The organism is Infirmifilum sp. (genome assembly GCF_049970975.1).
GTDB lineage: Archaea > Thermoproteota > Thermoprotei > Thermofilales > Thermofilaceae > Thermofilum > Thermofilum uzonense.
This window is the reverse complement of sequence record NZ_JBMFLX010000044.1, coordinates 1-9,916: the sequence shown is the minus strand read 5'-3', so window position 1 is coordinate 9,916 and position 9,916 is coordinate 1. Positions and strand designations below refer to the sequence as shown.

Here is a 9,916-nt window from a genome sequence, read left to right as displayed (position 1 = left end):
AAAAAAATATTTTTTGACGGGAATCCTATTACTCGGGGCCTTTTTCAAAGAAAACCTTGTATATCAGGTAGGCTGCAGCAGTCATTAATATTGCTAAGCCGACAGCTGTCACTAAGAAGAGTTCAGGGCTCTGAGCGAGAGGGCTCAGCTTTTCCATGTTCAGCTCGCTTGCGAGTATCGTCTTGTACGGCTCGGGGAGTTGATTGAGGATGAGCGGAGCATTGGCGACGAGGTATGGGTATTGTGAGAAGGCGTTGAGGTATTCTCCCAGCATTATGGTGAGTAGCCCTGCCGCTGCGCCAGAGTAAGTCAATATTGTTGTCGACTTCAACTCTTGCTGTTCAAGCCTTGCTCTGTAGAGCTTGAAGAGTATGAAGCCCTGCCAAGCTACCAATACCATTTTCAGCAGGAATAACCATGAGTAGTTGGATGTCGTTGGAGCCGCCAGGTTTACTCCTAGAAAGCCGAATATGTTATTAAACTTTATAGGAGTAGCCGCTAGTGATATCGAGTACCACGCTCCAAGAAACATCATCGCGAACAATCCCATACCCGCGTACTCAAGGCTTTTGCGGAGCAGACTCTTCTCCTCCTCCGAGATTCCGTTAGTTACTGCTTTGTGGTTGAGAAGAGCTGCAATGAAGAGAAAGCCGGCTGTAAGGGCGCCAGTGACACTCTTCAAGTATAGGGGCAGGAAGGTTGGGTTTTGTAAGGCTGCTAATACGTCTAGGCTGAGCTTAGGGGAGAGGGTGAGGCCGACAGGTGTATTCAAGAAGGCAAAAACTGCTCTGAAGCCTAAGGGTATCAGGTAGGCTGTCAGCACTAGGAGTACTCCAAAGGCCAGATGGATATTCCTGTCCAGTTTGTCCCAACCGTAGTAGTAGACAACTATTGCTAGGAAGTGTAGGAGAATAGCCACTATAGATATCCCGAATGGGATCATTGTTATGTTTCCCGCGATGCCAAGGAAACCTGGATAGAAGCTTAAGAGGAATACAGTGAAAGCCGTTCCCATGACGCCTGCTAGACCATAGGTTGCAGCGTATATTCGGAAGAAGCTATAGGCTGTTGCATCTATTTCTTTGTCACGTTTGATGTCAGCCTGCCTTTTGAGAAATACAACCATAGTAGACAAGGCTATGCCTAGGTTTACCGCGACTATGTGCAGGCCGAAGACTAGCGCGAGGAAAAACACCGGGGCATTCATTACTGATCACCTCTCAATGACGGGAGATATAATATCCTGTAAGCCGCATAGATGAGTAGAGAGAGGGCAGCCAAGAAGATAAACGCTACAAGAATGTATGCGGAGGGGCTTGCAGGGTTTGCGGTGTGTGCAACGTCAACGGTCATCACCCCGTAGATGGACCATGGCTTACGGCCGATCTCCCTTACAGCCCAACCTAGAAATGATACAAGCTGTGCGAGTATGGGGCTTAGGGCTGCAAGCACGAGTAGAGATGTGTTTATCTTTGTATTCTTGTAAACGAGGACAAACATGACTATCGCGAAGAGTCCTAGCAGGACTGCAAGGCCCGTTTTAACGTAGTAAAGATAGTGGATGAGCAAGGGAGGCCTGCAATCAGAGATAGGCGGGGCACCTGCTAGGACACAGTATCCCGGAGGTATAAGATCGTAATCGGGTAGCTGTGCATCAGGCCTCCCATATATTATTATTTTCATCAGGTTCTCTATTCCAAACGTCCGAGGGATGCTCATGATGCTGCTGCTCTGGCCCTCCATTGCGGCTAGTTTTTCAGGGTTATAATGCGCTATTTCCTCTCCCATCACGTGGCCAAAAATTGCTCCCTGTACAATGATAGCTATGAGTGAGAGTATAACGCCGAAGCGTAGACCGGTCTCGTAGTATTCCGACCTCTTCTTTAAAAGAAGAAGGGCGTATGCCCCTAGAATGGTGAAAGCTGTTGTGGTGATTCCAGCACCTATAGAGTGTAGGATGCTTCCTGGATAGACGGGAGACAGGAAAGTGACGCTTGTATACCCGACATGCTCGACTGTGGCTAACAGGATGCTGTCGACTAAATCTTTTACAAGTATCTTCTCAGCTGGAAGTTGAATCCCGGGCTTCAAGAAACCAGCTAGTACGCTGTCCCTTAGGGTCACTCCACTCCAAGCTTCGTATGCGAGACGTGCAACGATACTTGACGGGACATAGACGGCGACCCCCTCTTTAACCTCGCCAACCACTTCTACCCCCAGAGGGAGAAGTTTTGGCACGTCGAGAGCAGAGGCTATCTGCGATGGGAGAACAAGTAGAACTTTGGGATATCCCTGCTGGTAGAGCCAGCCTTTCTGCTGGTCGAAGGCCGGGGCTATCCCGGTGGGAGCAACCATGTAGCTGTTAACGCTCACAATCATGGCTGCGCTGAACCATGCACCGAAGAGCGCTAGGAATGCTATAGCTATTCTCGCGTTTAGCGACAGCTTGCTCCAGGCAAAGACAAGTAGGTAGATGAAGACTATCTCGGTGAGAAAGGCGAAGATTTCAAGGTACAGTGGGAAATAAATGTAACGTCCAGCAGCTTCTAGGAGGTTTGGCCATATCACTACGAGTCCGAACTCGGATGCCGTCCCCGAGGCAGCTCCGACGGCGAATATTAACCCCAGGGCTTTTGTGGCTGTTCTAGCTATTTTTTCGTAATTCGTTTTTCCTGTTCTCTTGTAAGCTAGTAGGGCGAGAAGGATCACCAGCGGTAACCCGAGCACGTACTGGAGTATGAACCAGTGTATTTCGATGCCGATGATGCTTAAAATCCTATCTATAGATGCTGGGTAACTCAGCCATTGGCTTAGTAAATCCATGTTTATCAATTTTCTAACATTTTATTTTAGTAATAAAAATTTTTCCTTATATGATTTTAACCCAAAATTTAAAAGATAAGGATACTGCCCTAGGAGCCATCATGGATCAAATTCTCCATGAAAAATTTTTAGATCTATCTTGTATTATATTGTAGAATGTCAGCGAGGAGGGTTTTGATCCTTCTAATGTTGGGTTGGGGCTTAGGGGCGATGTGCGCAGGGATAGTCAGCGGGACGCTAAGCCTTATTAAATCGGATCTGCACCTAACCGGCGAGGAAACTGGTCGTGTTCTGAGTAGCTGGTCCCTGGGAATGCTGGTCGGTGCCTCTCTCTATGGGTATTTTGCTGATAGATTCGGGAGGAGGATCAGCATTCTAGTCTCAACGGTTGGTCTAGGAGTCTTCACCTCGCTGAGCTATATCGCTCGTGGCTGGTTAGACTTAAGCTTTTACCGTATCCTAGCAGGAGCCTCTAATGCAGGCTACATGGTTGTGGCTAGCACGATGATGAGTGAGTTTGCTCCCACATACTCGCGCGGCAGGCTAGTAGCCATTCTTGAGAGCTCCTGGGCTCTCGGCTGGCTCCTCGCGTTATTCCTGGCTAGGATTATAGCACCAATGTATGGTTGGAGGCCGGTTTTCCTAACTGCCTTATCGTCGATCTTACTTGCAATGATCCTTTACCCTACTTTACCTGAATCGCCTAGATACCTAAAACTAAGAAAGGAGTTGAACTCAAGCAGTTCTGTAGGAGAAGGAGCGAAAAACTCTATGAAGTCAAAGGGCTTAGCAAGTGTTTCTGTATGGGAGCTTCTCAGGCCGCCTTACCTTAGAAGAACGATCATGCTCTGGACACACTGGTTCGCTATAGCTCTGACCTACTGGGGGATTTTCCTGTGGTTACCAGATATGCTCAATGCACGCGGACTTGGCTATGCAAAGAGCCTTGAGTTCTCAATAATTATAACTTTAGCACAGATCCCGGGATATCTCTCTGCAGCCTACCTTATCGAGAAAGCAGGCAGGAAGCCGACCCTTGCCAGTTATATGTTGCTGGGTGGACTAGCAAGTATAGGAGTCTTCATGGCGTCAGCTCAACTCGACCTGCTCATCTGGGGTAGTCTGGTCTCATTCTTCAATCTTGGGGCATGGGGGGTAACATACGCCTATACGCCAGAGCTCTATCCGACGCGGTTGAGGGGGACCGGGAGCGGATGGGCAAACAGCTTTGGTCGGATAGGGGGGATTATTGGACCATATGCCGCCGGCGTCCTCATGCAAACTTTTAAAGACCCACTGACGCCCTTCTCCTTATTCGCACTCATGCACATCGTATCAGCTTTCACTGTATTCACACTGGGTGTAGAGACAAAGGGGAAACCGCTTGAGGAGGTATCCCCCTAGGTCTTAGGCAAAATTATTCATCTCGTCTTAAAGTATTTTTAGCAGCTAAGATTCCTAGTATGGAAGTGGTTATGCGCGTTATAGCTGGTACGACAAACCCGTCCAAGCTGGTGGGTATACGCAGGGCATTTGAAGCTGTATATGGAGCCATAGAGCTCTCTAGTATCCGTGTGGAAACCCCGAACCCACAGCCCTTAGGATTGTTAGAGATATTACATGGGGCTAAGCTGAGGGCTGAAACGGCTTCTAAATCGGTGAATGTCTTTGACTTCTCTGTGGGGGTTGAAGCCGGTATTATCCAGGTAGGAGACTTTTACATTGATGTACAGCTGGCTTATGTCATGGACAATAAGGGGGGTGTCTCAATAGGATTAAGCCCTGGCTTCCCATTACCACGAGCCTTCACAGACGGAATTTTCAGAGGGGATTACCGTGAACTAGAGGAAGTGGCTGATGCTTATTACGGTACGAAGGATATAGGCGAGAAGGGCGGCTTAATAAAGCTGCTCTCAAAGTCTATGGTAACCCGTGAGGATCTAACTTTTCACGCCACGCTTATGGCCCTTATCACTTTCATGAACCGTGAACTCTACGAAGGAAATGTGCGGTAAAACATTATAGTTACGTTGTTTTATCACTTCTAGAGCCGCCTTGTCCTCTCTACCTCTAAGGCATTACTCGAACCCTCGAGTGGTGGCAGAGCTCTCAGAATTTCTAAGGGGGAGATGGGTAGCCGTCCACTGTGAGAGAAAGCTCAAAGATGGTAGGCCGATACTCATAAGGTATATAGGAGCCTTGCCGTTGCGTGTAAGCAAGCCGGCGGACTTTCATACTGTTTTCAAGCGGCTGGCTGCTCTAGGTCCCAGGTCTTTTTATGGCACGGCGAACATCTACCACAAACTTGAAAGGCGAGAGGACGCACTTGACTATTCAAGCAACATCAGACAAAGGACGCTTACCTGGGACATAGACTCCACTCCAGAACACTGGAAGGCTACCGTCGAGGTAGCGCGTCTAATCGTAGAAGAGCTCGAAAAGGAAGGCGTTACAAGGAGCGTGTGGCTCAAGTGGAGCGGGCGTGGGATGCACGTCCACGTGCACGAGGGGGCTTTAAGCGAGGGTTTCCTTAAGAAGAATGGCGTCCTCGACGCGACCTGGTCGGCAGTACAGCTTATACTTGAAAGGATTCGTGGAAAAGTCCACGCGGTGAATCTCAGATACGGCTCTAAAATAAAGGTGGAGAACCTTATGGATCCCCAGAGAGTCTTTACCGCGCCTTTAAGCCTGCACAGGCAACTGGATGTAGTGTGCGTAGCGTTGAAGCCGGATGAACTTGATTCCTTCGAGCCCTCTTGGACAGACCCCTCAAGATTCAAGCACAATACTGATTGGAGGGTTTTCGAGGAGGGGGAGGCTGAGGCTCTTGCTGAAAAGGCTCTACGCGAGATAGGAGGCTATCTCAAAAAGAGTGAGAGTTCCTATGAAAGACGATTAGATGGAAAGCCCCCCGTAATAAGACAAACGTTAAATCTACCATCTGGCGACGTCGACCTCTCCACTCTCAAACTACACGAGAACCCTGGCCCACTCTACAGGAGGAAACTCTTACACGATCCAAGACTAGCGGTAAGATTTCTTGAGGATATTCTAAGCCATTACGTTCTTGGAAATATTTCGCTCGCGGAGGCAGAGTCCCTTATAAGCAGCACTATGAATGTAACTCTACTTACTCAGGGCTACGCTCGGGAAGACGTTGAGAAGTTGACCAAGCTTTATGGTGCAGCACTTAATCTGTTAAAGACGGCAGGAACGCCGGAAAACTTACGTATGCTGCTGTCAGCCAAGTCTTAGTCCCATAGGGTTCTCTCAGAACTAAACTTCTTTGCCCTCATATAAGATCAAGGGGCTATACCTCCTTTATTTTACATGCTAGACTACTCGCAAGGCCGTATGTTCTATTATAGTTCACCATACGTGATGCGTGGTTAACCAACGATTAGCTTAAAGGTGACCTTCAGGTAACTTAACAAAATGTCGGGTGGAAGCGAGGAAGAAATAGATCTGTTGAAAAGGAGGGCGCTCTCATTCCTTGAGGCCGCGAAATTTTCACTGCAGAAGGGGTTCTACGACCTTGCAGCCTTCAACGCAGAGCAGGCCGCTCAAATATACTTAAGGCCACACTATTGGAGCTTATAGGAGATTATCCAAGAACCTACTCCCTAATACATCTCCTAAGCGAGCTCAAGCGAGTAGATGAAAAATTGGTAGACGGGTTTATAAGGGAAAATAAAAGAGGGTTACACAACTTGGAGGACGCTTACCTAACAAGCAGGTATTTCTATAAGAGTTTTGACAGAGAAGACGGGGAATACTTGATCGATCTCGCTGAAAGGGTGATTAGCCTTTGTGAAAAACTTAGACATAGCATGGGAAAGATCTAAGATTCTTAGAGACTGGAGGGAATACGTCATCAAGATAGTTGAAGCAAGCAGGGAGGTTTTTTCCGAAGATCTAGTTGGAGTCTATGTTTTTGGGAGTGCTGTCTCAGGTAAGTTAGTGGCTACATCCGACATCGATCTACTAATCGTAGCTAGGAACTTACCAGCATCGTTACTTGCAAGGACTGAGTTAAAGGAAAGAATAGAAGTCGCCGCTGGCTTGCCGCTTATTCACCCTTTTGAAATCCACCTCGTAAGCGAGGAGGAAGCAAAAATCTACTTTAGACATATTGGAAGAAATTACCTTAAGCTTTATTGATGTAGTCGGATCATCCCAGGTTAACTTTTGGTCACGTAGGGGCAGCATGAGTTTATGTTACTTTTTAGTAATCCTTGTAGGCCTCACGTGACTACTTGATAGGTGATTTCCTGAGTAGTTTAGGGGTTAAGCTACAACTCATCCTGCTCTACATCCGCAAATTCTATCATAGCTCTGATACCTGTTAGAGTTTCAAAGGCGCTTGATTTCTCGGCTAAGCGTCTCTCAAGCCATATAGGTGGATTACAGGAAAGCAGGAATATTAGCGAAGACCCCTCGAGCTCTATTCCTCTGTAACACCCGTATGCCTCGTAAGCGCCCCAGCCCGAGTAAACATCGTCGAATGTATCTGCCAGCCTGACCGTCGCTGCTATCAGTCGGGCTTTTTCTCCAAGGTTCTGTAGCTCTGGATCGCCTAGAAGATCCGTGGATCTCCTGTGGTGGAATATGGCCTTCGAGACGACCAAACGGTTACAACATTTTGTCAGCTCTCCTAATTCAAGGGCAAGCCTAGCACCTTTCTCGTGGTGCTCCTCCTCGCTAGACACTACTCTCCCGACATCGTGAAGAAGGCCAGCAACGTACGCGTTCAGATAGTCCTCTCTCTCAAGATTGATAATGCCTGAGATGGCTTCGAGTATATCAAGGGCTACGCCGGCGACTGTTGAGGCATGGTTTTTATAGAGTTCCCAGTAGCTCGATTTCTCGTCCCTGATGCTCTCGAGTTTATTCACAAGACGTACTATCAAATCCTCTCCCACAAGATCCCTTGCCCGGAAAAACCAGCGAAAGGCTAGGCTCTGTGAGGGCGTCTCTCCCATAAATCCAAGCGTGCTAAGCTTTCTCTTCACCTCTGATGCTGGCAACCTGTATTTAAGTCCTAGAATCATGGCTACTGTGATGCCGCTTCTTCCAATCCCTCCTCGGCAGTGTACAAGAACTTTTTCGCCACCTTGAAGCCTTTGCAGTACAGGTAGAGCTACATGCACCAAGACGTCTTCGAAAGGATTAAATGAAAAATCCATGATGGGGTACTCCAAGATCTCGACACCGGGGGGCGGTTCATAGGAGCACTCGTGCTCAGTTAGATCCACTATCATGCTCAGCCCCTCTCTCGCCAAAGAAGCCAGGAGCTCGCTGTCTGGACAGGAGGACCAGTAAAGCCCATCAATATAGCGGAGTCTAGCCATTGTCCAAGCAATTCCTAGTCGTTTCAAAGAGTAAAATCCTTGACGGTTAGCAGGGCTGGATAACACTATGCGAGGAATTCTTTGGGCATGAAAAACAGCGAGTAGAAATTCGTAGTGGAAAGAGGAAAAGTCTTAGAGGGTAAAAAGACGGCTATCATGGAATACCTTTAATGTTCAAGAGGATGGAGACCAGTATCGGCTCCGTAGCCATTAAAATTATGAGCCGGACAACGTCTGCGAGAATTCCAACCTTGAACATGTTTGAAGCTTTCACCTTTCTCGAGCCGTATATTATCGCCATGGGAGGCGTAGTAGACGGCAAAGCACTAGAGATCGAGCAAGCAAGTGCAGCCGTGATCACAGGATAGGCCGGGTTTACCCCCATACCTTTGGCTATCGAGGCTACAAGCGGGACGGTTATTATAGCAGCCGCGGTGTTTGAGGCTGGAAACGTTATAGCGAATCCTATCAGGGCCGCGACAGCCGACAGACTGTATATGTCGAGGGTCCCAAGCTTAGAGATCATTAAGGCTAGCCAATTTGAGAAGCCGCTTGAGTCGAGCGCATATCCCATGGCTATTCCTCCGCCGAACATGAATATCACGTTCCAGTCTATCCCACTTGAAATCTCGTCCATCGTGAGCAGGGGGCCTTTCTTCGTTTTAATAAAGCCTAAGGCGATGATAGCTAGAACGGCCGGCGCGGCTTCAGGCAGGAGGGTGGTGACTGTCTTAGCTAGCGGCTCATAGCGAGCGTCCAGAGAGGAGGCTAGTAGGATGGCTCCCGGTAGAATCCAAAGCGTTAATGTGGCGAAAAATACGGCTAATACTAGCTTCTCTTCAAGAGTGAGGGGTTTTTCATCTAGTAGTTTAGGGGGCTCAACACGCTTTTCGGGAATCTTTAAGATCTTGAAGACTATTAGCCAGGTTACAAATAGCCCTATCAAGGCTTGGGGAGTCCCAACAATAATCCAGTCTAGGAATGTGAGCTTGAAACCCTGAATACTCGACTCAAGAACCTGCTTCGCGACTAGGTTGGGCGGAGTGCTTATCAAAAATAACATAGCCCCCGCGGTGGCAGCTTCACCCAAAGCCAGCATGGTAGCCTCCACGTACTGGTCTGAAGCTCTCATAAGCGTGAGCAAAGACAACGCGATAGGGAACACAACACTAGCAGAAGCCGTGATAGAACCCGTGATTGTCAGCAAGAATGCAGGTAGGCTTGCCGCGAAAAAGGCCACTAGCGCAGGGTCACCTCCTGAGTAGAGCTTAGCTATTGCTAGTGCAGCCCTCTTGTCCACACCCCACTTTTTAAAAGCAGCTGCTAGAACAAAACCTCCCATAAAGATCCATATTATAGGGTTCGTAAAACTGGTTAGAGACGTCGACCACGAGACGTATCCAAGAAGACTAAACAGCGCCGCCGCCAAAATACCGGTTAAACCTAACGGAACCGCCTCCGTCACCCACCACTCTGCAATCCATAGAAGCCCTCCCAGGGCGATCTGCGGGGCTTTAGGCGCTCCGGGCACCCTGGATGCCTGCTCAACTAAAGGAAGCGGTGGAGAAATAACCATCAGCAAGAAGAGAATTGGTCCAATTAAGATCTTTAAAAGGCTCCTTCTCATGCTTGTTCTTGACTCATCACTCGTAAGCAAAATAAAAAGATATTTTCCCGACGCGTAAAGGGAGTTTTAAGGTTTATTACTCACCTATAGAATGAACCTCAAGGAATCTAATTGT

8 protein-coding genes and 1 pseudogene are annotated in these 9,916 nt (G+C 48.1%); 5 read left to right on the top strand and 4 right to left on the bottom strand.

The annotated features are described in order from the left end of the window. Nucleotides 1-28: 28 nt before the first annotated feature. Together ACP5KC_RS06880 and ACP5KC_RS06875 are read right to left on the bottom strand one after the other, a co-directional pair. On the bottom strand, nucleotides 29-1,207 hold the full coding sequence (locus tag ACP5KC_RS06880; protein WP_424738707.1) for a cytochrome ubiquinol oxidase subunit I: 1,179 nt from the start codon (nucleotides 1,205-1,207) through the stop codon (nucleotides 29-31). After that, nucleotides 1,207-2,823, bottom strand: a complete 1,617-nt coding sequence (locus ACP5KC_RS06875) for a cytochrome ubiquinol oxidase subunit I (protein WP_424738710.1) — start codon at nucleotides 2,821-2,823, stop codon at nucleotides 1,207-1,209. Before ACP5KC_RS06875 ends, ACP5KC_RS06880 begins: the two co-directional genes overlap by 1 nt. Nucleotides 2,824-2,979: 156 nt before the next feature. On the opposite strand from ACP5KC_RS06875, the gene ACP5KC_RS06870 reads away from it, so the two are divergent. The 5 genes and pseudogenes from ACP5KC_RS06870 (at nucleotide 2,980) to ACP5KC_RS06850 (ending at nucleotide 6,984) form a co-directional block, all read left to right on the top strand. Then, nucleotides 2,980-4,227, top strand: a complete 1,248-nt coding sequence (locus ACP5KC_RS06870; RefSeq protein WP_424740876.1) for an MFS transporter — start codon at nucleotides 2,980-2,982, stop codon at nucleotides 4,225-4,227. Nucleotides 4,228-4,298: 71 nt separating this feature from the next. After that, entirely contained in the window at nucleotides 4,299-4,838 is a 540-nt protein-coding gene (gene yjjX / locus ACP5KC_RS06865) for an inosine/xanthosine triphosphatase (protein WP_424738723.1), read from the top strand. Between the two features lie 40 nt (nucleotides 4,839-4,878). Next, nucleotides 4,879-6,078 carry a hypothetical protein gene (locus ACP5KC_RS06860; RefSeq protein ID WP_273434019.1) on the top strand — a complete coding sequence of 400 codons (1,200 nt, stop codon included), beginning with the start codon at nucleotides 4,879-4,881 and terminating at the stop codon, nucleotides 6,076-6,078. A 180-nt stretch (nucleotides 6,079-6,258) separates the two neighbouring features. Beyond that, nucleotides 6,259-6,668 (top strand): annotated as a pseudogene (locus tag ACP5KC_RS06855) (HEPN domain-containing protein). After that, nucleotides 6,634-6,984: a nucleotidyltransferase domain-containing protein gene (locus ACP5KC_RS06850; protein WP_424738716.1), complete on the top strand. Its 351-nt coding sequence runs from the start codon at nucleotides 6,634-6,636 to the stop codon at nucleotides 6,982-6,984. The pseudogene ACP5KC_RS06855 and the gene ACP5KC_RS06850 overlap by 35 nt, the downstream one beginning before the upstream one ends. A 131-nt stretch (nucleotides 6,985-7,115) precedes the next feature. Here ACP5KC_RS06850 and ACP5KC_RS06845 read toward each other — a convergent pair whose 3' ends face one another. Both ACP5KC_RS06845 and ACP5KC_RS06840 read right to left on the bottom strand, forming a co-directional pair. Beyond that, nucleotides 7,116-8,174 (bottom strand): HD domain-containing protein, encoded by a 1,059-nt coding sequence (locus ACP5KC_RS06845; RefSeq protein ID WP_428287051.1) that lies wholly within the window; start codon nucleotides 8,172-8,174, stop codon nucleotides 7,116-7,118. A gap of 154 nt (nucleotides 8,175-8,328) precedes the next feature. Next, the gene (locus ACP5KC_RS06840) at nucleotides 8,329-9,801 is read right to left on the bottom strand and encodes an SLC13 family permease (protein WP_428287050.1); all 1,473 of its coding nucleotides are present in this window, start codon (nucleotides 9,799-9,801) and stop codon (nucleotides 8,329-8,331) included. Nucleotides 9,802-9,916: the final 115 nt, after the last annotated feature.

Coding starts and splice junctions, on each gene's coding strand:
- ACP5KC_RS06880 (WP_424738707.1), bottom strand. CDS start 1,207: ATGAATGCCCCGGTGTTTTTCCTCGCGCTAGTCTTCGGCCTGCACATA.
- ACP5KC_RS06875 (WP_424738710.1), bottom strand. CDS start 2,823: ATGGATTTACTAAGCCAATGGCTGAGTTACCCAGCATCTATAGATAGG.
- ACP5KC_RS06870 (WP_424740876.1), top strand. CDS start 2,980: ATGTCAGCGAGGAGGGTTTTGATCCTTCTAATGTTGGGTTGGGGCTTA.
- yjjX (WP_424738723.1), top strand. CDS start 4,299: ATGCGCGTTATAGCTGGTACGACAAACCCGTCCAAGCTGGTGGGTATA.
- ACP5KC_RS06845 (WP_428287051.1), bottom strand. CDS start 8,174: ATGGCTAGACTCCGCTATATTGATGGGCTTTACTGGTCCTCCTGTCCA.
- ACP5KC_RS06840 (WP_428287050.1), bottom strand. CDS start 9,801: ATGAGAAGGAGCCTTTTAAAGATCTTAATTGGACCAATTCTCTTCTTG.